This window comes from Kosakonia sp. H02 (assembly GCA_030704225.1).
Classification (GTDB): Bacteria; Pseudomonadota; Gammaproteobacteria; order Enterobacterales; family Enterobacteriaceae; genus Kosakonia.
Map to the genome: position 1 here is coordinate 2,138,113 of CP131915.1, position 25,441 is coordinate 2,163,553.

25 protein-coding genes and 1 tRNA gene are annotated in these 25,441 nt (G+C 53.3%); 14 read left to right on the top strand and 12 right to left on the bottom strand.

The window, feature by feature from the left end; genetic code table 11:
• Positions 1-142: 142 nt before the first annotated feature.
• The 4 genes from Q5705_10125 (at position 143) to Q5705_10140 (ending at position 4,110) form a co-directional block, all read left to right on the top strand.
• On the top strand, positions 143-1,288 hold the full coding sequence (locus Q5705_10125) for a porin (protein WLI78865.1): 1,146 nt from the start codon (positions 143-145) through the stop codon (positions 1,286-1,288).
• Positions 1,289-1,541: 253 nt separating this feature from the next.
• On the top strand, positions 1,542-2,378 hold the full coding sequence (locus Q5705_10130) for a MetQ/NlpA family ABC transporter substrate-binding protein (protein WLI78866.1): 837 nt from the start codon (positions 1,542-1,544) through the stop codon (positions 2,376-2,378).
• Between the two features lie 57 nt (positions 2,379-2,435).
• Positions 2,436-3,458 (top strand): virulence-associated ABC transporter ATP-binding protein SfbB, encoded by a 1,023-nt coding sequence (gene sfbB, locus Q5705_10135; protein ID WLI78867.1) that lies wholly within the window; start codon positions 2,436-2,438, stop codon positions 3,456-3,458.
• On the top strand, positions 3,451-4,110 hold the full coding sequence (locus tag Q5705_10140; GenBank protein ID WLI78868.1) for a methionine ABC transporter permease: 660 nt from the start codon (positions 3,451-3,453) through the stop codon (positions 4,108-4,110). The genes sfbB and Q5705_10140 overlap by 8 nt, the downstream gene beginning before the upstream one ends.
• Positions 4,111-4,159: 49 nt before the next feature.
• Here Q5705_10140 and mnmH read toward each other — a convergent pair whose 3' ends face one another.
• From mnmH to ppiB, 5 genes are all read right to left on the bottom strand, one after another.
• Positions 4,160-5,233: a tRNA 2-selenouridine(34) synthase MnmH gene (gene mnmH, locus Q5705_10145; GenBank protein ID WLI78869.1), complete on the bottom strand. Its 1,074-nt coding sequence runs from the start codon at positions 5,231-5,233 to the stop codon at positions 4,160-4,162.
• Positions 5,234-5,347: 114 nt separating this feature from the next.
• Positions 5,348-6,412, bottom strand: coding sequence for a 5-(carboxyamino)imidazole ribonucleotide synthase (purK, locus tag Q5705_10150; protein ID WLI78870.1), 1,065 nt, complete (start codon positions 6,410-6,412; stop codon positions 5,348-5,350).
• Positions 6,409-6,918 (bottom strand): 5-(carboxyamino)imidazole ribonucleotide mutase, encoded by a 510-nt coding sequence (purE, locus tag Q5705_10155; protein WLI78871.1) that lies wholly within the window; start codon positions 6,916-6,918, stop codon positions 6,409-6,411. Before purE ends, purK begins: the two co-directional genes overlap by 4 nt.
• A 128-nt stretch (positions 6,919-7,046) precedes the next feature.
• Positions 7,047-7,769, bottom strand: coding sequence for a UDP-2,3-diacylglucosamine diphosphatase (gene lpxH / locus Q5705_10160; protein WLI78872.1), 723 nt, complete (start codon positions 7,767-7,769; stop codon positions 7,047-7,049).
• A gap of 3 nt (positions 7,770-7,772) precedes the next feature.
• Complete coding sequence (gene ppiB / locus Q5705_10165) at positions 7,773-8,267, bottom strand: peptidylprolyl isomerase B (protein WLI78873.1); 495 nt, start codon at positions 8,265-8,267, stop codon at positions 7,773-7,775.
• 174 nt (positions 8,268-8,441) lie between these two features.
• Here ppiB and cysS point away from each other — a divergent pair, with 174 nt between their 5' ends.
• Positions 8,442-9,827, top strand: a complete 1,386-nt coding sequence (gene cysS / locus Q5705_10170) for a cysteine--tRNA ligase (protein ID WLI78874.1) — start codon at positions 8,442-8,444, stop codon at positions 9,825-9,827.
• Positions 9,828-9,881: 54 nt separating this feature from the next.
• Here cysS and malI read toward each other — a convergent pair whose 3' ends face one another.
• The 4 genes from malI to folD all read right to left on the bottom strand — a co-directional run bounded on the left by malI (position 9,882) and on the right by folD (position 13,775).
• Positions 9,882-10,898 (bottom strand): Mal regulon transcriptional regulator MalI, encoded by a 1,017-nt coding sequence (gene malI, locus Q5705_10175; GenBank protein ID WLI78875.1) that lies wholly within the window; start codon positions 10,896-10,898, stop codon positions 9,882-9,884.
• A gap of 70 nt (positions 10,899-10,968) precedes the next feature.
• On the bottom strand, positions 10,969-12,468 hold the full coding sequence (locus Q5705_10180) for a PTS transporter subunit EIIC (GenBank protein WLI78876.1): 1,500 nt from the start codon (positions 12,466-12,468) through the stop codon (positions 10,969-10,971).
• A gap of 226 nt (positions 12,469-12,694) precedes the next feature.
• A complete protein-coding gene (gene ybcJ / locus Q5705_10185) occupies positions 12,695-12,907 on the bottom strand; it encodes a ribosome-associated protein YbcJ (GenBank protein ID WLI78877.1) in 213 nt (70 codons plus the stop codon).
• A 1-nt stretch (position 12,908) separates the two neighbouring features.
• Positions 12,909-13,775, bottom strand: coding sequence for a bifunctional methylenetetrahydrofolate dehydrogenase/methenyltetrahydrofolate cyclohydrolase FolD (folD, locus tag Q5705_10190; GenBank protein ID WLI78878.1), 867 nt, complete (start codon positions 13,773-13,775; stop codon positions 12,909-12,911).
• Between the two features lie 530 nt (positions 13,776-14,305).
• On the opposite strand from folD, the gene fimA reads away from it, so the two are divergent.
• From fimA to sfmF, 5 genes are all read left to right on the top strand, one after another.
• Positions 14,306-14,872: a type 1 fimbrial major subunit FimA gene (fimA, locus tag Q5705_10195; GenBank protein ID WLI78879.1), complete on the top strand. Its 567-nt coding sequence runs from the start codon at positions 14,306-14,308 to the stop codon at positions 14,870-14,872.
• Positions 14,873-14,973: 101 nt separating this feature from the next.
• On the top strand, positions 14,974-15,666 hold the full coding sequence (gene fimC / locus Q5705_10200) for a type 1 fimbria chaperone FimC (protein WLI78880.1): 693 nt from the start codon (positions 14,974-14,976) through the stop codon (positions 15,664-15,666).
• A gap of 74 nt (positions 15,667-15,740) precedes the next feature.
• Positions 15,741-18,233, top strand: a complete 2,493-nt coding sequence (locus tag Q5705_10205; protein WLI79007.1) for a fimbrial biogenesis usher protein — start codon at positions 15,741-15,743, stop codon at positions 18,231-18,233.
• A 4-nt stretch (positions 18,234-18,237) separates the two neighbouring features.
• A complete protein-coding gene (gene fimH / locus Q5705_10210; GenBank protein ID WLI78881.1) occupies positions 18,238-19,245 on the top strand; it encodes a type 1 fimbria D-mannose specific adhesin FimH in 1,008 nt (335 codons plus the stop codon).
• A gap of 9 nt (positions 19,246-19,254) precedes the next feature.
• Positions 19,255-19,755 (top strand): fimbria assembly protein, encoded by a 501-nt coding sequence (gene sfmF, locus Q5705_10215; GenBank protein WLI78882.1) that lies wholly within the window; start codon positions 19,255-19,257, stop codon positions 19,753-19,755.
• 60 nt (positions 19,756-19,815) lie between these two features.
• Here the strand turns inward: sfmF and fimZ are convergent, their stop codons facing one another.
• Both fimZ and Q5705_10225 read right to left on the bottom strand, forming a co-directional pair.
• Positions 19,816-20,448 (bottom strand): fimbria biosynthesis transcriptional regulator FimZ, encoded by a 633-nt coding sequence (gene fimZ, locus Q5705_10220; protein ID WLI78883.1) that lies wholly within the window; start codon positions 20,446-20,448, stop codon positions 19,816-19,818.
• A 611-nt stretch (positions 20,449-21,059) separates the two neighbouring features.
• Positions 21,060-21,677, bottom strand: coding sequence for a LuxR C-terminal-related transcriptional regulator (locus Q5705_10225; protein ID WLI78884.1), 618 nt, complete (start codon positions 21,675-21,677; stop codon positions 21,060-21,062).
• A gap of 467 nt (positions 21,678-22,144) precedes the next feature.
• Here Q5705_10225 and Q5705_10230 point away from each other — a divergent pair.
• Both Q5705_10230 and Q5705_10235 read left to right on the top strand, forming a co-directional pair.
• A tRNA-Arg gene (locus Q5705_10230) sits at positions 22,145-22,221 on the top strand.
• A 186-nt stretch (positions 22,222-22,407) separates the two neighbouring features.
• Positions 22,408-22,875, top strand: a complete 468-nt coding sequence (locus Q5705_10235; protein ID WLI78885.1) for an Hsp20 family protein — start codon at positions 22,408-22,410, stop codon at positions 22,873-22,875.
• Between the two features lie 86 nt (positions 22,876-22,961).
• On the opposite strand, the gene Q5705_10240 is transcribed toward Q5705_10235, so the two are convergent.
• Positions 22,962-23,144, bottom strand: a complete 183-nt coding sequence (locus Q5705_10240; protein ID WLI78886.1) for a YnfU family zinc-binding protein — start codon at positions 23,142-23,144, stop codon at positions 22,962-22,964.
• Positions 23,145-23,505: 361 nt separating this feature from the next.
• Between Q5705_10240 and Q5705_10245 the strand changes: the two genes are divergently transcribed.
• Complete coding sequence (locus Q5705_10245; GenBank protein ID WLI78887.1) at positions 23,506-23,730, top strand: hypothetical protein; 225 nt, start codon at positions 23,506-23,508, stop codon at positions 23,728-23,730.
• Positions 23,731-24,010: 280 nt separating this feature from the next.
• Positions 24,011-25,414, top strand: a complete 1,404-nt coding sequence (ascB, locus tag Q5705_10250) for a 6-phospho-beta-glucosidase (protein ID WLI78888.1) — start codon at positions 24,011-24,013, stop codon at positions 25,412-25,414.
• The last annotated feature ends 27 nt before the right edge of the window (positions 25,415-25,441 follow it).

Here is a 25,441-nt window from a genome sequence, read left to right on the forward strand (position 1 = left end):
TTTCATTTCAAGGTGTAAACATTTACCGAGTAAATGTTTAGCAGCACAAAACATTAAAAAAACCACACCAAATAGAGGCTTATAACAGATATTATCCGATCGGCTAATAATCTATTAGCTGTGTCTATCCCAAGGAAAAACCATGAAAATAAAAACAAGCGCCCTGGCGACAGCCATTGGCGCAGCAGTGGCATTGGCATCTTTCGCAGCACAAGCAGAAATTACTGTTCTGAAACAAGATCCGCAGGCAGGCGATCCGCTCAGCCGTCTGAACTTCACCGTTGGCGGTTCTATTCGTCCGCAGTTCAATAACTTCACCGGCGACGGCGATAAAGGTTCTTACAAACGTAACGGCTTCGATGGCGGTACCCGTTTTCGCTTCGCTGCCGATTACTACCTGTTCGACGATATTAGTTGGGTCAGTTATTACGAACTGGGCGTAGACATCCCGAAACTGTTCGACTGGGATAACCACCACGCTGACACCGCGACCAACACCACCCGCCGTATGCTCTATACCGGCCTGAAAAGTAAAACCTGGGGTACGTTGACCTTTGGTCAGCAGAACAGCGTTTACTACGATGTGGTCGGTGCGAAAACCGATATCTGGGACTACGACATGTTAGCCCAGGCGCCAGGTAACGGTATCAAAGGCGATTACGACGGTTCTTATCGTTCACGCCAGATGCTGAAATATAAGAAAACGGTCGGCGATGCGGATCTCTATGCCGCGTATCTGTTCAATGATGATTCTTATCTGGCAACTGACGGCAACCGTTACAAACGTAAAGGCGGCGGCTCATTAGGTCTGGATTATCACCTGACGGACGATTTGACCTGGGGCGCTGCATGGAACTACACCCGCGCGGATATGCGTCAACCGTCCACCGGCGACAGCAAATCCTACGATCAGACCATTCTCGGTACGGCGTTGAGCTGGACGCCGGACAACTGGACCTTCTCCGTTGGCGGTGGCTGGTATCAAAACTTCATGTTGACCAAGAAGAAAGATGTCCATGATTACTTCGCGGGCGATGCCTGGGGCGTTGAATACTTTGCCGGTTACAAATTCCCGATTGCGCAGTACGCGGTGAAATACATTCAGCCGTACTTTATGGGGGATCGCCTGGAGTTCGCCAGCGGCCGCAATTACCAGCGTATCGACAACGGCGTGGGTATCACCTTCCAACTGGATTACGGTTTCCGCGTTGATTACGAACACGTATTCACCTCCAGCACCGATAACCTGGGTGATATGAACCTGGTGCGTCTGCGTTACGACTTCTGATTCGTACACATGTCATTGCCGGATGGCGCTAAACGCTTATCCGGCCTACGGTTTCGTTACAACGTGTAGGCCGGATAAGGCGCAGCCGCCATCCGGCGTTTTGTTACTCTCTCCACAACAAGTTGAATTTTTTTCAATTACCGCTGCGCTGGCTTTGTGCCATCTTATTCCCCGGCCTTATCTACACGTGAACATTGAACGCGCCGCACTGCATGGCGCGTCACACAGCACACCAACGCATTAGGGAGAATTTATGGGACAGCGTCTCAGCTTACGCGCGCTTTTCGGCGCACTACTTCTGGTTTGTGGTTTACCGTTCGCCCACGCCAGCAGCGATCCGCACACCATCATTTTTGGCGTGGCACCAGGCCCTTACGGCGATATGGTGAAACAGGCCATTGCCCCCTCGCTAAAAGCGAAGGGCTATAAAGTGGTGGTGCGGGAATTCAGCGATTACGTCCAGCCAAATATGGCGCTGGCAAACGGCAGCATCGATGCCAACCTGTTCCAGCACAGCCTCTATTTCGATAAATTCACCGCCGACAAAGGGCTGAAATTAACCAAATTGCTTTCAGTACCCACGGCGGGAATGGGTTTTTACTCCCACAAAATCAAAAGCCTGGATGAGCTGAAAAAGGGCGACATCGTGACGCTCTCCAATGACCCGACCAACCTGGCGCGCGGGCTGCGTTTCCTGCAATCGCTGGAGCTTATTACCATTAAAGATTCCATTGACCCCACCAAAGCCTCCGAGCGCGATATCGCCAGCAACCCGAAAGGGCTGGTATTTAAACCGCTGGAAGCCGCGCAACTGCCGCGTACACTGGATAGCGTTACCGCTTCGCTGGTTAATGGTAACTTTGCGATTGCCGCCGGGATGGATCTCAATACTGCGCTCAAACAGGAGCACCTGGATGAGAACCTGAAAAATATCATCGCCGTGCGCAGTGAAGATGCCGGTAAGCCCTTCGCCAAAGACATTGTTGAGGTGGTGAAATCGCCCGCTTACCGCGCGGTGATTGACGATCCGAAAAACATCTTTACCGCTTTCCAGAAACCAGACTGGATGCAGACCGCGGATCAGAAGTAATAATCCGGCTGAGTTAACAGGCAGGCTACGGCCTGCTTTTTGCCGTTTGAGGTTGGCATGATTGAAATAGAGAAAGTTTGCGTCGATTTCCCCACTGGGCGCGGCAGTTCAGGCGCAACGCGCGCGGTCGACGATGTTTCGCTGCGCATTGCCGCCGGGGAAATTTTTGGCATTGTCGGCACCAGCGGCGCGGGAAAAAGTACGCTGCTGCGCACCCTGAATGCGCTGCAACGTCCAGGCGAGGGCCGCGTCAATATCAATGGCGTGACCATTTCTGCGCTGGAAGGCGTAACGCTGCGCCAGGCGCGCCAGCGTATTGGTATGATTTTCCAGCACTTTAATTTGATGCATACCCGCACCGTGGCGCAAAACGTGGCGTTCAGCCTGAAAGCGGCCGGGTGGGCGCGCAGCAACATTGCCCCGCGTGTGGCAGAGATCCTCGCGTTAGTGGGCTTAAGCGATAAAGCGAACCGCTATCCGGTGCAGCTCAGCGGTGGGCAGAAACAGCGCGTTGGCATTGCCCGCGCGATTGCCAATCATCCCGATGTGTTGCTGTGCGATGAGCCGACCTCGGCGCTGGATCTGGAAACCTCCGCCACCATTCTCGCGTTGCTCAAACAGATCAACGAGCAGATGGGCATCACCATTGTGCTGATCACCCATGAGATGAATGTGATCAAATCCATCTGCGATCGCGTGGCGGTGATGTCCGCTGGCAAAGTAGTGGAGGAGGGCGAAGTGTTTGATATTTTTGCCCATCCGCAGCATCCGTTCACACAGCAACTGGTGTCGCATACCCTCAACCTGACGCTGCCGGAGCGCTTGCAGCAGCATTTACCGGGCCAGTTATTGAAAGTGCTGTTTATTGGCGATTCCGCCGAGCAGCCGGTGCTTTCCGACGCGGCGGTGAGATTTGGCGTGGCGGTGAATATTCTGCACGGCAAAATCGAGTATATCGGCGAACGGGCGTTGGGGATTCTGGTGGTGCAGCTAACCGCAACAAAGAGCCCGCAGGCGGTGAGTGACGCCGTAGACTATATTCGCAGCCGGACTGCGCAGGTGGAGGTGATCCGTGGATGATTTATTGGCCGATCTGAGCCTTGCCTTTGGCGAAACTTTCCAGATGCTCAGCATCTCAACGGTGCTGGCGATTGTTGGCGGTTTACCGCTTGGTTTCCTGATTTTCGTTACCGACCGGCACCTGTTCTGGCAAAACCGCGCGGTTTATCTGATTAGCTCGGTGCTGGTGAATATTATCCGCTCGGTGCCGTTCGTGATCCTGCTGGTGTTACTGCTGCCGCTGACGCAGTGGCTTTTAGGCAATACCATCGGGCCCATCGCCGCGTCGGTGCCGTTATCCGTTGCCGCTATTGCCTTTTACGCACGCCTGGTGGATAGCGCCCTGCGCGAAGTGGATAAGGGCATCATTGAAGCGGCGGAAGCGTTCGGAGCCAGCCCGCTACGCATTATTTGTACGGTGCTGCTGCCGGAAGCCAGCGCAGGTCTGCTGCGCGGTTTAACCATTACGCTGGTGAGCCTGATTGGTTATTCGGCGATGGCGGGGATTGTTGGCGGCGGCGGTGTCGGCGACCTGGCGATCCGCTACGGGTATTACCGCTATGAAACCCAGGTGATGATCGTGACCGTTGTGGCGCTGATTATTCTGGTGCAGGTGGTGCAGATGTTAGGTGACTGGCTGGCGAAACGGGCTGATAAACGCGATCGTCATTGATTGTTCGCCGGATGGCGGTTGCTATCCGGCTTACACATTGCGGCGGTAATTACTGCGCCGCCAGCCACGCGGAAACGTCTGCGAACGTGCCGCGAAAACGGATGACCGGGGCGCGTTTTTCAAGCTGGTAGCGATACATCGGATCGTAATACGCCTCCAGCAACGGAGCCAGCCAGGCGAAATGGCTGTCGGTGTTGCCGCTGCGCTGTTGCTCGTTCAGTGCTAATTGCAGGTGCACATTGAGCTGCTCAAAACGCTGTAACCCCAGCCGACGGCGGATAGCAAACAGCCCATGGCGCAGGTGCTCCGCATAAGCATCCCAGCCGGCCTCTTCGCCATCGCGTTCGATATAAGCCTGCAACGTCTGCACAAAATACTCTTCGCGCAGGCGTTCAAGACGGCTCTCAAACGGTTCATCCACGACTACCAGCGGCGATTGCGCCATGCGCTCACGGACGATTTCCGGCAAATGAGTGGCCCCGATCGCACGCCCTTCATCTTCCAGCAGCCAGAATTCTGGCGTGACTTTCAGCAGTGCGACCGCCAGCCGGTTTTCAAAACTTGCCTGTGCTGGCTGCGGCTGCGCCGTGCGGCCAAAAGAGGACCCGCGATGATGCGCCAGCCCTTCGAGATCGATACCGTTAGGGTGCGCGCGTACCAGCAATGTTTTGCCGCTGCCGGTACAGCCACCCACCAATAACAACGGGCGCTGCGTGCGCTGGTAGGTTACATCGATAGCCGCCTGGCGCAGGGCTTTGTAGCCGCCGACAACCAGCGGGTAATCCACCTGCCGCTCGCGCAGCCACTGCTGCACAATGTGCGAACGCTGGCCGCCCCGCGCGCAGCAAAGGTAACCCTGCGGGTATTTTTGACAGGCTTGCAGCCACGCCGCTATGCGCTGCTCACGTATCTCGCCATTGACCAGTTTATGGCCCAGCCGCAGCGCGGCGTCCGCACCTTCGCGTTTATAACAGGTGCCCACGGCAGCGCGTTCGCTGTCGTTCATCAAGGGCAGGTTGATGGCGGCGGGCATTGCGCTTTTGGCAAACTCAACCGGTGCGCGGACATCGATAAGAGGCGTTTCATCCCGCAGGATGGCGAGATAATCCGTGGCGTTGTTCATTGGGCGTCCTTCTGCAAAAACTGGCGCAGATTGTACGCCCGAAAGCGGGGAGCGCAATGGGGTAATTTTGCCGGATAAGCGCCGTTCACAGCCGCCATCCGGCGTGCATCGCCATTACAACGTTGATTGCGCCCAGGCAATACCGCTGGCATATTCCGGCGGCAATAAAGGCACCAGTGCTTCCAGCGTGGCGCTCAGGCGAGCGGTGTCGTGATCGTTGAGATTAAGATGGCCGACTTTACGCCCCGGACGCACCTCTTTGTCGTACCAGTGCAGATGCACCAGCGGCAGTTTCAGCCAGTCATAATTGAGATCGCTGCCGATCAGGTTGATCATCACCGACGGGCTGTTGACCACCGGCTGCGGCAGCGGCAAATCCACCACCGCGCGCAAATGCAGTTCAAACTGGCTGATCGACGCGCCGTTTTGCGTCCAGTGGCCGCTGTTATGCACGCGCGGCGCCAGTTCGTTGATAAGCAAACCGCCGGGCGTAATGAAACACTCCATCGCCATTACGCCAACGTAGTTCAGCTCATGCATGATCGCCGCCAGCATCGATTCCGCCTGCTTTTGCTGCTGCGCATTCGGCTGCGGGAATACGACGCTTGCCCGCAGAATGCCATCCTGGTGCAGATTGTGCGTCAGCGGATAAAAAACGGTGCTGCCGTCATGGGCGCGGGCGCCCACCAGCGACACTTCACCAGAGAAATTGATACCCTGTTCGACGATACATTCGCCATAACTGTCATCCGGTAATTGGTCGATATCCGTAGCGCGTAAACGCCACTGCCCGCGACCGTCATAGCCGCCGACGCGGCGCTTAACGATGGCGAGTTCGCCAAGGCGGGAAAACACCGCCGGCCATTCGCTTTTGTCCGCCAGCAGTTGCCACGGTGCGGTGGCGAGTTTCAGCTTATCGAAAAGCTGTTTTTGCGTCAGACGATCGGCGATAACGGGGAAAACATCGCGGTTAACAAAGGCCGGATGGCGCGCCAGCTCGCGGGTTAATGCCGTTTCCGGCCAGCGTTCAATTTCGGCGGTAATCACGCTCTGCTGGAAAGGGACGGCTTCCGGCGCGTCGTCCAGCCCCACCGGCCACACCGCAATGCTTAACGGTTCACCGGCCTGGCGCAGCATCCGGCCAAGCTGACCGTTACCTAATACACAAACCTGCTTCATGCCGCACCCCGTGGATCCGGGTTATCCAGCACGTCATCCGTTTGCGCTTGACGAAACTCCGCCAGGCGCTGATGCAGCCCGTCGTCATGCTGGGCGAGGATCTGGGCGGCTAACAGCGCGGCGTTGGCGGCACCCGCTTTGCCAATGGCCAGCGTACCGACCGGGATCCCGCGCGGCATTTGAACAATAGAGTAGAGGCTATCAACCCCGCTTAATGCGGCGCTTTGTACCGGCACACCCAGCACTGGTACCAGCGTTTTGGCGGCAATCATGCCCGGCAGATGCGCCGCGCCGCCAGCACCGGCAATAATCACCTGAAAACCGTTCTGTTCAGCGCTTTCGGCGAAACTGAAGAGCTTATCGGGGGTGCGGTGTGCGGAGACGATTTCGACATGGTGCGGGACATTCAGGGTATCGAGGATTTCTGCGGCGAATTGCATGGTGGCCCAATCGCTTTTCGAGCCCATAACAATGGCGATGCGCGCCGGTTGGTTGCTTGAGGACATGCGTCTCAAAACTCCTGTGGGTGTGCTTCAGACTACATCAGAGGGCACAGAGAATAGCACGTAAAAACACGAAGGAAAACGGTTGCGCGGCGATGTTTCCGGCATTTGTCGGGGTTTGTTACTGGCGCTCAGAAAGGGAAATGAATCAGTTCAACATCGGTGTCAGTGACGCGTACCATCGAGCCTTCGCTGTGCCATGCGCCTAATACGACTCGCCGGGCGAGCGCGTTATTGGCGGTCAGTTCATGGACTGCCGGGCGATGCGTATGGCCATGAATCAACCACTGTACGTGGTGTTTTTCCATCGCCTCAATGACCGCTTGCGGGTTCACATCCATGATTGCCAGCGATTTACTGCTGTTGGAGGCGCGGCTTCCGGCGCGCATTTTTGCGGCCACGCGGTGGCGAATAAACAGCGGCAGGGCAAGAAAAAGCCGTTGCAGCCAGGGCTGATGGACTTTGGCGCGAAACGCCTGGTAGCCCACATCGTCGGTACACAGCGTATCGCCATGCATAATCAGCACGTTGCGCCCAGAGATATCGAGCACTTTCTCCTGCGGCAATAACTGCATACCGCTTTCGCGGGCGAAGCGTTTGCCGAGCAGAAAATCGCGGTTGCCGTGAATGAAGTAGCAGGGCACGCCGCTGTCGACGAGGGATTTGATCGCCTGCGCGATGTGGCGGTGCAGCGGGGTGGGATCGTCATCGCCAATCCAGGCTTCGAAAAGATCGCCCAGAATATAGAGCGCATCGGCCTGGCGCGCCTCTCCCGCTAAAAAACGCAGAAAACCGGCGGTGATCGCCGGTTCTTCTGTGTGCAGATGGAGATCTGCGATAAAGAGTGTCGCCACGAATTACTCGCTGACGTCCACACTTTCAATAATGACGTCTTCTTTCGGTACGTCCTGATGCATACCGCTGCGGCCGGTAGAAACTGCTTTGATCTTGTCCACCACGTCCATACCTTCAACTACTTCGGCGAACACGCAGTAGCCCCAACCTTGCAGGCTTTCGCCGCTGAAGTTCAGGAAGTCGTTGTCGGCAACGTTAATGAAGAACTGTGCGGTAGCGGAGTGCGGAGCCTGAGTGCGCGCCATTGCCAGCGTGCCACGGGTGTTTTTCAGACCGTTGTTGGCTTCGTTTTGAATGGGATCTTTAGTGACTTTCTGATTCATGCCCGGTTCAAAACCGCCGCCCTGAATCATAAAACCATTGATAACACGGTGAAAAATCGTGTTGTTGTAGAAACCTTCACGGCAATAGTCCAGGAAGTTTTTAACTGTTTCAGGCGCTTTGTCATCGAAGGTTTTGATTACGATGTCGCCATGATTAGTGTGGAAAGTGACCATTAATTGCATCCTGTTCTGATAGTGTGGTGCTTCGACCCGGATGTGGGCCAGAGATAATCGCTTGTTATAGCATAACCGCGAGGCTGGATCACCTTGCAAAGTGTGCTGCTTCGGGTTTGAATTACGGGTACTATATGCGGTTTTCAGTCCACACACGTCTACACGGAATCTTCGATGTTAAAAATCTTTAATACACTGACGCGCCAAAAAGAGGAATTCAAACCTATCCATGCCGGGGAAGTCGGCATGTACGTGTGTGGTATCACTGTTTACGATCTCTGTCATATCGGCCATGGGCGCACTTTTGTTGCTTTCGACGTGGTTGCGCGCTACCTGCGTTTTCTCGGCTATAAGCTGAAATACGTGCGTAATATCACCGATATCGACGACAAAATTATCAAGCGTGCCAATGAGAACGGCGAAAGCTTCGTCGCGCTGGTTGACCGAATGATTGCCGAAATGCATAAGGATTTTGACGCGCTTAATATCCTGCGCCCGGACAACGAGCCGCGTGCGACGCACCATATCCACGAAATTATTGAGCTTACCGAACGCCTGCTTGAACGCGGTCACGCTTATGTCGCCGATAATGGCGATGTGATGTTCTCCGTGCCAACCGATCCCACTTATGGCCAGCTTTCGCGCCAGGATCTGGATCAACTGCAAGCGGGCGCACGCGTAGAAGTGGCGGACGTTAAGCGCAACCCGATGGATTTCGTGCTGTGGAAAATGTCCAAACCGGGTGAGCCGAGCTGGTCGTCGCCGTGGGGCGAAGGGCGTCCGGGCTGGCACATTGAGTGCTCCGCGATGAACTGCAAACAGTTGGGTACGCATTTTGATATTCACGGCGGCGGTTCAGATTTGATGTTCCCGCACCATGAAAACGAAATTGCGCAGTCCACCTGCGCGCACGACGGCGAATACGTCAATTACTGGATGCACTCCGGCATGGTGATGGTTGACCGCGAGAAGATGTCTAAATCGCTTGGCAACTTCTTTACCGTGCGCGATGTGCTGAACTATTACGACGCGGAAACCATCCGCTACTTCCTGATGTCGGGCCACTATCGCAGCCAGTTGAACTACAGTGAAGAGAACCTCAAGCAGGCGCGCTCTGCGCTGGAGCGTCTCTACACCGCGCTGCGCGGTACGGATGCATCCGTGGCAGCCGACGGTGGTGAATCCTTCGAAGCGCGTTTTGTGGACGCGATGAACGATGACTTCAATACGCCGGAAGCCTACTCGGTGCTGTTTGATATGGCGCGCGACGTGAACCGCCTGAAAACGGAAGATGCCCACGCGGCGAATGCGCTGGCATCCCATATGCGCAAGCTGGCCGGTGTGCTGGGGCTACTGGAGCAGGACCCTGATCTGTTCCTGCAAAGCGGTGCGCAGGCGGATGATGGCGAAGTGGCGGAAATCGAACAGCTTATCCAACAGCGTCTGGATGCGCGTAAAGCGAAAGACTGGGCAGCGGCAGATGCCGCGCGCGATCGCCTCAATGAGATGGGGATCGTGCTGGAAGATGGCCCGCAAGGAACCACCTGGCGTCGTAAGTAATACAGAAGCAGGAACCGTAAGCCGGATAAGGCGGGTAGCCGCCATCCGGCATAATTATGCAGACTCGCGCGCAATAAGCTGCCCGGAAAGGGTGATGCGCTGGGTTTGCAGGTCTGGCTCTTTGAGCTTGCGCATCATTAAACTTGCCGCCTGACGCCCGGTCTCTTCACTGGCCGAGGAGACATAAGTAAAAGAAGGGGAGGTGAGATTAACGTGCAGCATATCTTCAAAGCCGACCAGCGCGACTTGTTGTGTCAGAAACACATCTTTGCCGACGGTACGCCCGGTGTGATGGATGCCTGAAATCGAACCAATCATCGCATCAGGAGAGTGGCACAGCAGCGCGGTAATGGTGTTGTTATTTTCCAGCAGTTGCCGGGTGGCATAGCTGGCGGCTTCAGTATCATCGCTACAGGCCGGCGTCGATTCTTCGCGCACTACCAGGCCGTATTGCGTCATCGCGCTGCGAAAACCGAGCAGCCGTTGCTGGCGAATCAAATCGCCTTCTATGCCGCCAATATAGGCAATATTGCGATGGCCGTGCTCAATCAAATAGCGCGTCGCGAGCGTCGCCGCCTGGCGGTTATCGCGCATCACCACATCACACTGCTCTTCAAGCAAAGATTGCGATACTACCACCAGCGGCAGTTCACACTGGCGAATTTGCGCAGGCAAATTCAGCGAGCGCGTGTCCGACGCAAGGTAAATCACGCCCGCCACGCCCTGCTGTTTAAACGAGAGCAGGCAGCGTTCCAGCGGCTCGCCGTCATTCAACGGCTGGCCAAGAAACACCATATAGCTCTGTTTTTCCAGCTCCTGCACAATGCTGGCCATGACTTTTATCGAGAAGCTGTCGCTGAAGTCGCGCAGGATAAGGCCAATCAGGTTGGAGGTGTTGGCGCGCAGGTTGGCGGCGGCGACATTGTGGACATAACCCAGTGCCGCGATGGCCGCGTGTACTTTTTCGATGGTCGCAGCGGAAATTTTACCTTTCTGGCGTAACACCAGCGAGACCGTGGAAACGGAGACGCCCGCTTGTCTGGCGACATCAATAATGCTGACTTTCTTCAACGCGGCTCCCTGACATCCCCGGTTATCCCCCTGATATGGCGCGCGTTGGGCGCGCCAGGTCAGTATCTTATTATTTGCCAATCATGGTGGACATGGTCTGAGCAATAAACTGTGCCCTCGCGCCAAAAATCACCTGAATCCCGCTATCGCCGACAAACACAACGCCGCGCGCGCCTAAACTGTTCAGGCCATCTTTATCCACAATGTCGCTTTTTGTCACTTCCAGACGCAGACGCGTAATGCACGACCCGACAGAGTTGATATTCTGCGCGCCACCCAGCAGGCCGATGATTTCTGTTGCCAGTTCACTGTCGGTTTTGTCGTCTGCGGTGGCGGTAACTTCGGTGCGACCCGGCGTTTTCACATCAAAACGGCGGATCACAAAGCGGAAGGTGAAGTAGTAAATCAGCGCCATTGGAATACCGACGATCACTGCATTAAGGAAGTTGGTCTGGTAGCCGTTGAACGAAGGCAGAATACCGAACGACAGATAGTCGATAAAGCCTGCGGAGAACGATTTGGCGATGTGCGCATGCAGCAGGTACATCGTCATGTAGGCCAGACCGGCCATGATGGCGTTAAAAACGTAGAGGATCGGTGCCACGAAGATAAAGGTGAATTCCACCGGCTCGGTGATGCCGGTCAGGAAGCAGGTCAGCGCGGCAGAAAACAGGATCCCGAAGGCAATTTTCTTATTGCGCGTGTGCGCTTCGTGGTACATCGCCAGACAGGCCGCGGGCAGCGCAAACAGCATCAGCGGGAATTCGCCCTGCATAAACTTACCGGCATTCTGGTAAGTGTCGCTGCTGAAGGATTTCACGCCGTCTTCCAGCATTTTGAACCAGATTGTCTGATCGCCGTGGATAACCTGGCCTGTCTGCGTGGTGTAATCGCCAAACGAATACCAGAACGACGGATACCAGATGTGGTGCAGGCCGAGCGGGATCAGCGCACGTTCTACGAGACCAAAAATAAAGGTCGATGCCGCCTGGTTGTCGCCGTTAACGATAATCGACAGTGCATCAATGCCTGCCTGAATATGTTGCCAGACATACGGCAGCAGCAGGCCGAGCACAAAAGAAAGAAACGCGGTGGCAATGGCGACAAAGCGCTTTCCGGAGAAGAAGCCAAGGAACTCGGGCAACTGGAGCGTATGGAAGCGGTTGTAACACCAGGCGGCGAGAATACCGCAAATCAGGCCGCCAAAGACGCCCATCTGCAAAGTGGGAATGCCGACCACCATGGCATATTTGCCGCCCTGCGACGCCATTTCCGGCGTGATGCTGAGCATGGTGCTGATCGTAATGTTGGTAACAAACACCGATACCGCAGCGGAGAGTGCAGCAATGCCCGATTCGGACGCCAGTCCGACCGCAGAGCCAATGGCGAACAGCATCGGCAGGTTATCAAAAATAACCCCGCCGGCGTTCATCATTAGCGGCAGGTGGAATTTGTCGCCGAAAGCCAGTAATAAGCCTGCGGCAGGCAACAGTGAAATTGGCAGCATTAATGCGCGGCCAATCATCGATAATTTAGACAGCGATTTAACAAACCCTGATATCAGACTCATGCTGATTTCCCCCGAAGATGCGCTTTTTGTCGCGCTGTTATTGTAGGTAGAACGTTTTAGTAGAACGTTCTACTCATCGTGAGATAAGTCTTAAAGCGCCGCAACCAAATTTTCACATTCAGCCAGATGAATTACTGATTCTTTGAGGTCGATCGGTCATTGACCGTGGAGAGTAGAGGGGAATTGCGCAGGCCCGGTAAGCGTTAGCGCCACCGGGCATTATGATTTATGCGGTAACCGTGACGCTCTGGCCTTCAAAGCTCACCGTTTGCCCGGCGACGATTTTGCAGCGTTTGCGCGTTTCAACCACGCCGTCGACTTTCACGTAGCCATCGGCGATGACGATTTTCGCCTGCGCGCCGCTTTCGCTCCAGCCTTCCAGTTTCAGCAGATCGCACAGCTCAACGTGCGGGTGTTTACCGAGAGAAAATGTTGCCATCTTAATTGCCTTTTACATCGTGATATTCTTCGCACGCCTGGAGCGTGTTCTGGATAAGGGTGGCGACCGTCATCGGGCCAACGCCGCCCGGTACGGGCGTAATATACGCAGCGCGTGCGGCAGCATCTTCATAAACCACATCGCCCACCACTTTGCCGTTTTCCAGCCGGTTGATCCCAACATCAATCACAATCGCGCCTTCTTTGATCCACTCGCCGGGAATAAAACCCGGTTTGCCTACTGCAACAATCAGCAGATCGGCGTTTTCGACATGGTGGCGCAGGTTTTTAGTGAAACGGTGAGTCACTGTGGTGGTGCAGCCAGCCAGTAGCAGCTCCATGCTCATCGGGCGACCCACAATATTGGATGCGCCAATCACAACGGCATTGAGGCCGAAGGTGTCGATGTTATAACGCTCAAGCAGGGTAACGATACCGCGTGGTGTACACGGACGCAGGCGCGGCGCGCGCTGGCATAAACGGCCTACATTATACGGATGAAAACCATCGACATCTTTGTCCGGTGAGATACGTTCCAGCACCTTCACGTTGTCGATGCCTGCCGGTAACGGCAACTGCACCAGAATACCGTCAATGGTGGTATCGGCGTTCAGTTCGTCAATCAGCCCCAGCAGTTCTGCTTCGCTGGTGGTTTCCGGGAGATCGTAAGAGCGGGAGATGAAACCCACTTCTTCACAGGCTTTACGTTTGCTGCCGACATAAATCTGCGATGCCGGGTTGCTGCCAACCAGGACAACGGCCAGGCCCGGTGCGCGAAATCCTGCTGCGACACGTGCCCGAACTTTTTCAGCAACCTCAGAGCGCACCTGCTGCGCAATCGTTTTACCATCAATAATTTTTGCTGCCATCAGAGAGAATATTCCGTCTGTTAAATCGACTAAAGGGGATGGACGCTATTTTGTCAGAAGCACGCCGCGCTGTCAGTCACCGTTTGCGGTTTCCCCTTCCGTGAACGCCTGGGTGGGGAAGACGGCAGAGTAAACATAAAAATTAACAAAATAGAAACATTTCATCACCTCCAGGAAATTTGCGTTTAGGCCTGTTCTCATGCGGGGTGAACGGTTATTTTCCCAAACATAAATAAATTCATCTAAGGCGGATTCTTATGTCCCATTAAGAAACCGCTTAGGGAAATTGCAGTATTAACGGATATTAAAAGATTTGCCATAAGGCTATTTTATTTATGCAGTACATCGTTATGCCTATAGAGAACAATGATTTTGTATTTCCATCGGAAAGATAAATAGGGCGATAAGGACGCTCGTTTATATAATATTTTCGAAAAGAAGTTATGTTTCTCCGGCATTCCAGTCTATCTGCCAATAACCGGATTTTGGCGGAATGTCGAAACCGAATGTGCATATTACGAGGAATACTCATGAACAATAAATTAACAGTTATTTCCATTGCCACAGGTCTACTGCTGGTAACGGGGGCAACGCAAGCTGCCGATCCGGTTACCCCTCCGATGAGTGTCAGTGGCGGTAACATCCATTTTGAAGGTGAGCTGGTGCACGCCGCCTGTGCGCTCAGTATGCGATCCTCAACCCAGACCGTGACGCTTGGCTACTATCGCACCTCATCCTTCAGCAAAATTGGCGACACCACGCCGTCAGTCCCGTTCAGCCTGATGGTGAATGAGTGTGACCACAGCGTCGCGTCGACCGCCTCCGTTGCCTTCTCGGGTCGGGCGGATGCGCGAGACTCATCATTACTCTCGCTCTCTTCGGGCAGCAATGGCGCTTCCGCAACGGGAGTGGGTATTGAAATTCTGGATACCACCTCGAAACCGCTGAAGCCTGACGGTGCAAGCTTCTCTGCCGCGCAGTCGTTGGTGGGCGGGTCTAACACGTTGCGCTTCTCTGCCCGGTATAAAGCGACTGCTGCGGTTGCCACCGCAGGCCAGGCAAATGCCGATGCCACTTTTATCATGAAATATGAGTAAGTAGCGGGCGACGGGGATAATACAGTGAGTATCTTCTGATGTCTGATTTATCCCTGATTTATTTCGCAGGTTTTATGAACATTTAAAGAGTCACTCTAACCATGAACGTTTTTTTAAAATTGGGCTGGATGTTCGGCTTTGTGATGGTTATTTCACTGCCTGTGAGTGCCGATGGCGGGATTTCTTTGGGGGCTACCCGGGTTATTTATCCGGCGCAGGCAAAACAGACCTCGCTTGCTATTAATAATAGCGATGAGAGTTCGCGTTTTTTGATTAACTCATGGATTGAAAATGATCGCGGAGAAAAAGAAAAAACCTTTGTGGTGACGCCGCCACTCTTTGTCAGTGAACCGAAAAGCGAAAATACGCTGCGTATTATTTACGCCGGGAAAACGCTGCCCACCGATCGTGAATCCCTGTTCTGGATGAACGTAAAGGCGATTCCGTCGCTTGAAAAGTCGCAAGCCGAAGGGAAAAACGTGCTTAGCCTGGCGATCCTCTCCCGCATCAAGCTGTTCGTGCGCCCGCAAGGTTTGCCCGGCTCGTCAAAAGACGCACCGGAACAGTTGCAATTCACCCGCGCAGGTAATCATCTGAAAATCATCAATCCTACGGCCTATTACATCTCACTGGTGAATGTTTATATCGACAAACAGAAGATGGATAACGTCATGGTTGCGCCGAAAAACAGCGCCACGCTGGTGTTACCCTCTAATGCGCGCAGCGGCGTGACCTTTCAGACGGTCAACGATCATGGTGCGGTGACGGCGTTGAAAACCGTCGGCTTGCCTTAATCATGCGGGCGCAAACCGGAATGTCCCTGACCCTTTCACCGCAGTTGTTCTTCCCCCGGTGGCTTGGGCTGTCGATGCTCACCGTGTTCATGCCAGCGTCGAGCGAGGCTGAACACTATTTCAATCCGGCCTTTTTATCCGCCGACACCACCGGCGTGGCGGATTTATCGCGCTTTGAAAAAGGCCAACAGTCGCCCGGCGTTTATCGCGTGGATATCTGGCGTAATAATGAATTTATTGACACCCATGATCTGCGCTTTGATGTTGCCCACAGCCCAGCGGCGCAGGGCGCGGCTGGCGGATTAATGCCCTGTTTAAGCCTTAGCGAGTTGAAGCGGCTTGGCGTGAATACGCAGGTATTGTCGGCGCGCGATGGCGATTGCATTGATATTCATAAAGCGATACCGGGTGCTGAAACCCGGTTTTCTTTTTCATCCATGCGCCTGGATATCGACCTGCCACAGGCATCGATGCACAACCGTGCGCGCGGGGATATTCCGCCCGAAGAGTGGGATGACGGGATTCCCGCCGGGCTTGTGAATTACACCTTTACCGGCAGTCGCAGTACCGCCAACGACAGTGATTTTTTGAACCTGCAAAGCGGGCTGAATTACGGCCCGTGGCGGCTACGTAACAACGGGACATGGAATGCGTCCAGCGGGGGCGGTGAAAGCACGCATCGCTGGCAAAACATTGCCACCTGGCTTCAGCGCGCGATTGTGCCACTGAAAAGCGAGCTGGTCGCGGGCGACAGCAATACCAGCAATGAGCTGTTCGACAGCCTTGGGTTTCGCGGTCTGCGTCTTTTTTCCGCTGACACCATGTACCCCGATAGTCTGCAAGGTTACGCCCCGACCGTGCGGGGGATCGCCCGCACGCCCGCCCAACTCACGATCCGCCAGAACGGTTTTGTCATTTACCAAAGCTATGTGTCCGCCGGGCCGTTTGCCATAACCGACCTGACCCCGAGCGCCTCCAGCGGCGATCTCGATGTGACTGTGGAGGAGAAGGACGGGAGCCAGCAAGAGTACACGGTGCCGTATGCCACGGTGCCGCTTTTGCAACGCGAGGGACGCATGAAATATGACCTGGTCGTAGGGGATTATCGCAGCGGTGACGATCAGCAAGCCTCTCCCTTTTTCGTCCAGGGAACGCTTATTAGCGGCCTGCCACACGGCTACACCGTGTTCGGCGGGACGCAACTTGCCGGACGTTATAACGCGTTTGCCACCGGGCTTGGGAAAAACCTCGGTGATTGGGGTGCCTGGTCATTTGATGTTACCCACGCCCGCAGCCAACTGGCGGATGGCAGTTCGCACCAGGGGGAATCGCTGCGTTTGATGTATGCCAAATCGCTCAATCAGTACGGCACGCACATCCAGGTACTCGCCTGGCGTTACCTCTCGCGGGAGTTTTACACCCTGGATGATGTCGCCTGGCGCAGCATGGAAGGGTATGAATACGACGAGAACAGCGAGGGGGACCGGGTGATCCGCGACTATCACAATCTCAGCAATAACAAAAAAAGGCGCTTTCAGGTCAATATCACGCATAACTTCGCCGACTTCGGCTCACTGTATCTCTCCGGTAGTGAGCAAACTTACTGGGATAACAACAGCACCAATCGCTGGTTTCAACTGGGCTACGCCGACGGCTGGCGCGGGATTAACTACTCACTTTCATGGGCATGGAGCCAGTCGCCGGGTATCAGCGGTGCAGAGCGGATCGCCGCGCTGAATTTGTCGGTGCCATTGAGCGTGTTGAGCCGGGGGCACAACAACGTTTATGCCCGTTTCAATGCCAATCGCAACAGTAACGGACGAACCAGTTGGCAGAGCGGCATTGGCGGTACGCTGCTTGAAGGGCGCAATTTAAGTTACAACGTCAACCAGGGTCACAGCAGCACCAACGGCTACAGCGGCAGCGCCAATACCCACTGGCAGGCGGCCTGGGGCGCGCTGAGCATGGGGTACAACTACGACAAAACCCAGCGCGAGTATAACTGGCAACTCGGCGGCGGCGTGGTGGCACATGCCGATGGCGTCACGTTCAGCCAGCCGCTTGGCGACACCAATGTGTTGATCAAAGCGCCGGGCGCGCAGGGTGTGCGGGTCGAGAATCAGACCGGGATAGAAACAGACTGGCGAGGCTATGCCGTGATGCCTTACGCCACCGTGTATCGTTACAACCGCGTTGCGCTCGATAAGAACACCATGAATCACCACACTGATGTGGAAAACAGCGTCAGCAGCGTAGTGCCAACACAGGGCGCGCTGGTGCGGGCCAGTTTTGACACCCGAATTGGCGTACGGGCGCTGCTCACGGTGATGCGCGGCGAGCGCCCGGTGCCCTTTGGCTCAATGGTGCGCGAAATCGGCAGCGGTGTGACCAGTATGGTGGGCGAAGAGGGGCAAATCTATTTAAGCGGCTTGCCACTGCGGGGGAAATTATTGGTGCAATGGGGGGAAACAGAGCCCTCGCGCTGCGTTGCTCCGTATTCGTTGCCTGAATCGAGCCTGCGCCAGGCGGTGACCATGGCGAGCGCGCACTGCGAGCGTAAGGGATAAGCGTATGGGGCGATACTTTGCATGGTTTTGCAGCGCGGTACTGACGGGTGTGACACTGCCAGTGCAGGCGGTGGTTTGTGCTAACGCTACCGGTTCCGTGACGGATATCAACTACGATCTGTCTGGAACATTTAACAGTACTAACAATAAATTAGACAAGATTATCGTCCGTTCGGAGCACGCAGGCTGGGTAGGCGTGCGGGCGATTTGCCCGGCAGGGCCGAAGGCGAACTATACCTATCGCAGCTATGTCAGCCAGTTTCCCGTGGACTTTATTGCCTATGGCTACAAATTTTTGCAGATCAATGAGCATCTGCAAGTCGCGCTGAGCGTCTCCGACAGCTATGCCGGGGAGGTGCATCCGCCGGTTCACTATGTTCGCATGGGGGAACACCCGAATGTGTCCAGGCAGCAGCCGTTTGAGCTAATGGATTCGCAGCTTATCTTACGGCTGAGAGTGACAAAGCGTTTTATGAACCGGGTTATTTTTCCGCGCAAGACTTTGTTTACGGTCTACGTGACGACCAGCCTGACGGATCCGTTGACGACGCCGGTTTACACCATCAGCTACAGCGGCGTGATAGACGTACCGCAACGTTGTGAAATTAATGCGGGCCAGATTGTGGAATTCAATTTCGGCGAGATTGGGGCTGCATTATTTAGCCAGGCTGGCGCAGGAAATCGCCCACAGAGCGTCACGCCGCAAAGTAAAACATTGACGATTCAATGCTCTAACGTTGCCGTACAAGCGGCGCTTACGATACGGCTTGAAGCGGAGAATGTCTCCGGGCAAACCATGGTGTCAAATAACCCTGATCTGGGTTTTGTTGTTGCCAACGGTCAGGGGCAGCCCATTATTCCCAATAATCTCCACAGCACCCTTCCGTTCCAGCTCGACAGCAATGCTGGAGCAAAGGTCGGGATCCGCGCCTGGCCTGTCAGCGTCACCGGCAATAAACCGGTGGCAGGCCCGTTCAGTGCGCGGGGTTATTTGCGCGTGGAATATGACTGAGGAGTCGCGATGTTTAACCCATTTCGTCATCTGATGTTGCTTGCGGGCTGGTTCAGCCCGGTGTTTGCGGAAATAAACATTGAATTGCGCGCCACGGTGGTGAATGTCGGGTGTACGCTGCTGAGCGACGACAGTAATAAGACGGTTGATTTGGGCCGCTGGCCAGCAAGCCAACTGCGCATGGCGGGGAGCACGACGCCAGCGGTGCCGTTTTCCCTGCGCCTGAAAGGATGCCCGCCGGGCAGTGTCTCGGTCACCTTTTCGGGTAAATCCGCAGGCGGTACGACATACCTGGCGCTCAGCGATAGCGCAATGGCGCAGGACGTCGCTATTCAGTTGCGCCAGGGCGATCGCTCGCCTTTAGCCCTTGAAACCGCCAGCAAGGCAATTACGGTGGACGGTAGCGGTAATACGTTATTACAATTTTATGCCAACTTCATTGCACTGGCCGATAACCCTTCGCCAGGTATTGCTAAATCTGATGCGACATTTACGATTAATTATTATTAGCCATTTAAGTAATTACTCAGCCATAAAAAATATCCAGTAGGTGCTATCTATGGCTATTTTTTATAGCAGTTCGTGTGCTTTCGCATAATCAATCAGTTCAACAATGGTATGCACGCCTAATTTTGAAAATATATTCGACTTATGTGCGCTTATCGTTTTGTTGCTGAGGATCAGTTGCTCCGCAATTTCTTTGTTAGAAAAACCATTAGCCAGATAACGTAATACCGTCACTTCGCGGTTTGATAACGGCATATCGCGCGGTTCGCCTTTTCGCTTACCGGGATGATTTATGTAATTCAAGGTTTCTGAGGGAAAGAAAGAGTATCCGGCAAGGATCATTTTTACTGCGTTATAAATATCGTTGAGATCTTTTCGTTTGCTGACAAAACCGTTTGCACCGGCGCGGATAGCTCTTGCTGCATAAAAGGATTCCGATTTCGAAGATAAGAAAAGAACATTAACTTCTTCGCGTATTGCTTTGATTTTCCTTAGTAATGTAAAACCATCTGTTTTGGGTAATTCGATATCAAGAATAACCAGTTCAACCGCCTGCGCACGGATCAAATCCAGCGCGCAACGGCTGTCATCGGTTTTTAGCACTACATTTACATTCTGGTTTTTTTCAAGCAGAACTTCTATCGACATTCTGACGATAGGGTGTTCGTCCATAATAATAACGGAAGCCGGTTTCATTTTTTTACGCCTCTGGTTGTTTTTTTTATGCCTCGTCTACGCAGGTGTGCCACAGACGTTGAGAAGATTAAATTAAATTCACGTTTTCTGTGACGAAGAATAGTTCCATAGGAAAACCGGTAGCATCCTTGTTTGCTAAGTTATTTCCACTCGCAGACTGCGAATGTGGGGGATATCAGTTCCGTATTAAAGCAAAAGAAAGAGTGTATGGGTTAATGCGCTAGATCAATTATACCTGGGAAGCATCTATGGAGAGGTCTTATGAGTTAGGACAATCTGTTTCTCGACAGGAAATTCTGAGAGAAAAAACCAGGTCAGTGGGTTTTGAATCTATCTGTTATTAATTTTTAGCGTTTTGGTTGGATATTTTTTTTCCGGCGGGTAAAACAAAAGAACAGGCTAATTGTTTTCACTCTGTTAAAGATTCGCGACGTCAGCTGTGCAACGGCATTATGGCAAAAAGAGTTATCTGGCCGCGATCGCCGGGGAAAGTAGACCTTCCCACCGGCGTCCAGGATTAGTTGTAAATGTTACTTTTATGTGAAAAATAATCTGGGTTAGCCCGTCTCCTGTACCGTTCCGGCAGCACAAAAGGTGAAGCGTCATGTAATTTATTGCATTGAGTGATGCCTGTTCAGGGTGAGTCGGTGCAGGAGATGAATAAGACTTTGGCGATCGGGCAGACCAAGTATTTTTAACTGCGTATTCAGTCGGTAAACAACCCGGTGATAGGGCAGGTTGAGCTGGCGGGCAATGCGTTTCATCGTCAACCCGCGCGCCAGCGAAGAGAGGATCTTCCACTCCGTTGCCGGAAATAAAGGTGCATGAATGCTCCGCTCAGGGGGGATCAACAATGCCTGGCGAAAGGGAATAACGGAAAGATCGCGCGCGATAACATGAAACGGCCCTGCGGCTTGCAAAAAACTAATTTGTTCCGGGTCGCTTTTGGCGGCTAATAAATAGATATGTAGCCCCCGGTTGCACAGGTACGGCTGGCGTAAGGTTTCAAGCGCTTCCAGACGCGACGTCGTCAGTGTTTCCATATCCACAATCAAATGGGATAAATGCGGTTCGCCAAGCTGCTGTTGTGCCAATTCCAGCGACGGGAAAACCGCATTGCGCTTGCCGGAGAACAGGCAACAGCTCCAGGCGTAACTGAGAAAGTGATCGGTGGAGATCAACGTCTGGCTGATCATATATTCCGGCAGTGCAAAGCTCAGCTGCTGCACAAGCTGTTCCAGCGTGTCAAAGAGTGGAGGCGTTGTGCCCCGATAAGGTAAAACTCGATGTGTGGGTTTATCGCAGCGATATTTTTCTCTACGGATACGTTTTCGCATTTGTCCCTCGCCAACGTATTGCATTTCTTCCGGCTAAAACGCCCTGTCCATTCAGGCTTTTTCCGACAGCGCCATCGCGTTGCCGGATATGTTTTATGCCCCCGTTAAAGGCGACATTTTTACAACCGGATGCGCGGAGAAATAGGTCCAGATACTTAAAGGGGCATGGGATATTTCCCAAGAAGCAGAGCAGGGATAAGCCGATGGCGTAGGCGATACAGCGCGAATACCGGGGGATTGTCGCGAAAACAGGCGCGGTCGTTCACTTAGCAAGCAACCAGCCGAAAATACATTGACTCACCAGGCACTGACCGTATAATTCCAGGCGTTTCCACCGCAAAGGTGGGCTGCCACGTAATGCGCCCTTAGCTCAGCTGGATAGAGCAACGGCCTTCTAAGCCGTAGGTCACAGGTTCGAACCCTGTAGGGCGTACCATTCTGCATTAGCCAATTACGCACGTTTCATTCCCGGATTTTCCTCGACGTTATCGCCGCCAAAAGGGCGCAAAAAATTTTTTTATCAGCCCTTGAAAAACCGTTTGCAGGAATTATTTTTAGTAGCGGACAAGCAAAGCTTGCCGGTAACTTGAGCTTTTGAATGGGTTATTCAGGAGGTTAAATTATGGCACTCAAAACCTTGTCAGCTCTGCCTGGTTTTTCTGATTCCATTTTTGCTGACCGTTTTAATCGCATCGATTCGCTGTTCAGCCAATTAACGGGTAACGCACCTGTCGCCGCATTACCTGCATACGATCTGAAAAAAGTCGATGCAAATAACTATTTGTTAAATGTCAGCGTACCTGGATGGAAAGAAGATGAGCTCGAAATAGAGACCGTCGGCGGGAACCTGCATATTTCCGGTAAACGCGATGAAAGCGAGTCGCAGGACGAGCAAGGCTGGATCTACAAAGGCATACGTCGTTCGGATTTCCGTCTGAGTTTTTCGCTCCCTGAACATGCCAAAGTCAGCAATGCAAAACTGGAGAGCGGGCTTTTACAGGTCACCATTTATCAGGAAATTCCTGAGAGTGAAAAACCGCGCAAAATTGCCATTGAGAATACGCAGAAAGTGATTGAGCATCAGGCTTAATTGTCGCGCGTAAGTATGTGAATGCGATAAGGCCCGCCGATGCGGGCCTTATTTTTATCATTTTTTATTGATGAAACAGAAAAAAATCAGAGAGTCGGCTGGGCTAAGGCGTTTTTGTCCTGATGGAAAATTTTGCTGCAATGCGGACACATTAACATTGCGCCTTTCTGGACGCGGGAAAAACTGTGTTCTGAATGTTGGGAGCAGTGGGGGCAGGAACATTTAACAAGGTAATTACGGCGGTTTTTGGCATCTTTGCGTTGTGACATAGATTTTTTCCTGATGAATGGCCGGCAACCATACACGATTCTGCTGCGCATAGCTCGCTATCATTATCGTGGCGGCAGTATTGAATGAAACATATCGAGTAGGATAAATCTCATTTGTGCGCAAAATCCCATTCTAACGCTATGATTTAGATAGCTATCATCATTAACCCTATTATCCCTGATGATGTTTTTGTACCGCTCTGCTCGAGCGGTTTTTTTTTATCTTTTGCCAGTCGTTTTCCTGTCTAATCAATGGCAGATATAACTGTTTCACTAATTCCAAATGCAGTTGTGATTGCATATAGTGCTGCCCGATGTTGTTATACCCGACTGTTGGCGATAAAACCCTAAGGAGAAAACGATGTTAGAAGGATATTTTGATCTGGATGGCGCGACGGGAAATGACGCGCTGGAAAACAGAAAACGTTTACTGGCCGTGCAGGCGGCGCTGGAAATTTCTAAAGCGGCGGTCTCTGCATCAACGGCAAATGCTGGCATTCGTAGCCAGATGGATTTACGTAATGTCGCGCAGGAAGTTGCGACGCTCGCCGATGCTATTCAGGATGCGCTGGAAGCCGACTTATAAATGTCACCACCTTAATGAGATAAACCTAATAACCGGTTTCTTCGTCAAGGTGGTGCTACTTTTAGATGCGCTTCGTCCATGATTATCATCACAGTTCACGTGGTGGGCGCTTGAGCCATTTAATCTGATTCGCTATAAGATTCCCCCGGATCGTCATCGGTCACCCGAGCGAAACCTGATTCCCTTACCGCTAAATAATGCGTTAAGGGAATCAGGTTTTTTTTTGCCGTCAGGTAGGCATTTCCTGACGTGCCAGCCTATTAACAAGGAGAGATTACTGATGAAAATGGCATTTCCGGAAGGTTTTTTATGGGGCGGTTCTATTGCCGCTAACCAGGTTGAAGGGGCATGGAATCAAGGTGGAAAAGGTATTTCTACCGCTGACATGCAACCGCAGGGGATCCATGGCGCTATTCTTGGGCGCGAGGGACTCAGCAGCGCTATCAGGGATGTTGCAATCGATTTTTATCACCGCTTTCCGCAGGATATAAAACTGTTCGCTGAAATGGGATTTACCGTGCTGCGCACTTCCATTGCCTGGGCGCGAATATACCCGAACGGCGATGAAACAGAACCGAACGAAGAGGGCCTGGCATTCTACGACCGCCTGTTCGATGAAATGGCGCATTACGGTATTCAACCGCTGATTACGCTCTCGCATTATGAAATGCCGTATGGGCTGGTGAAAAATTATGACGGCTGGGGCGGGCGGAAAGTGATCGACCTGTTCGAACGCTATGCCCGCACGGTGTTCACCCGTTATCGCCACAAAGTGAAATACTGGCTCACCTTTAATGAGATCAATATGGCATTACACGCGCCATTCACCGGAATTGGGCTGATGGGGGAGCGCAGTAAACAGGAGATTTATCAGGCGATCCACCATCAGTTAGTCGCCAGCGCCCGGGCGGTGAAAGCCTGCCATGAGATTATCCCTGACGCGAAGATCGGCAGTATGCTTCTGGGCGGGATCCGCTATCCCATCAGTTGTAAACCGGACGATGTGCTCCAGGCACAGCAGGCAAACCGTGAATGGCTATTCTTTGGCGATGTTCAGGCACAAGGCGATTATCCGGCGTGGATTTCGCGCTATTTTCGCGAAAACGGTATCTCACTGGCGGTGACCGTGCAGGACAGAATCGATCTTAAAGAGACTGTCGATTTTATCTCCTTCAGTTACTACATGAGCGGCTGCGCCGCTGCGCAACCTGAGCTGTACCAAAATTCGCGTGCCAATATCCTGCGTATGATCCCCAACCCCTATCTGGAAAGTTCCGCCTGGGGCTGGCAGATCGATCCGCAGGGTTTGCGTTTTCTGCTCAATGAATTGCATGACCGTTATAAGAAGCCGTTGTTTATTGTTGAGAACGGTTTAGGCGCGAAAGACACGCCGGCGGTGGATGGCTCTATCCAGGATGACTACCGGATCCAGTATCTGCACGCGCATCTGGTGCAGGTGCGGGAAGCGATTGAAGATGGCGTCAACCTGCTGGGTTATACCGCCTGGGGGCCCATCGATTTGGTCAGTGCCGGAACGGCGCAAATGTCGAAACGCTACGGTTTTATCTATGTCGACCGCGACGACGCAGGCAACGGAACCCTCACGCGACAGCGCAAAAAAAGCTTTTACTGGTATCGCGATGTCATCAACAGCAACGGTGCCAGCCTGAGCGAACCGCTCTGACAGGGGCTGGCTGTTTTTACGCTGAAA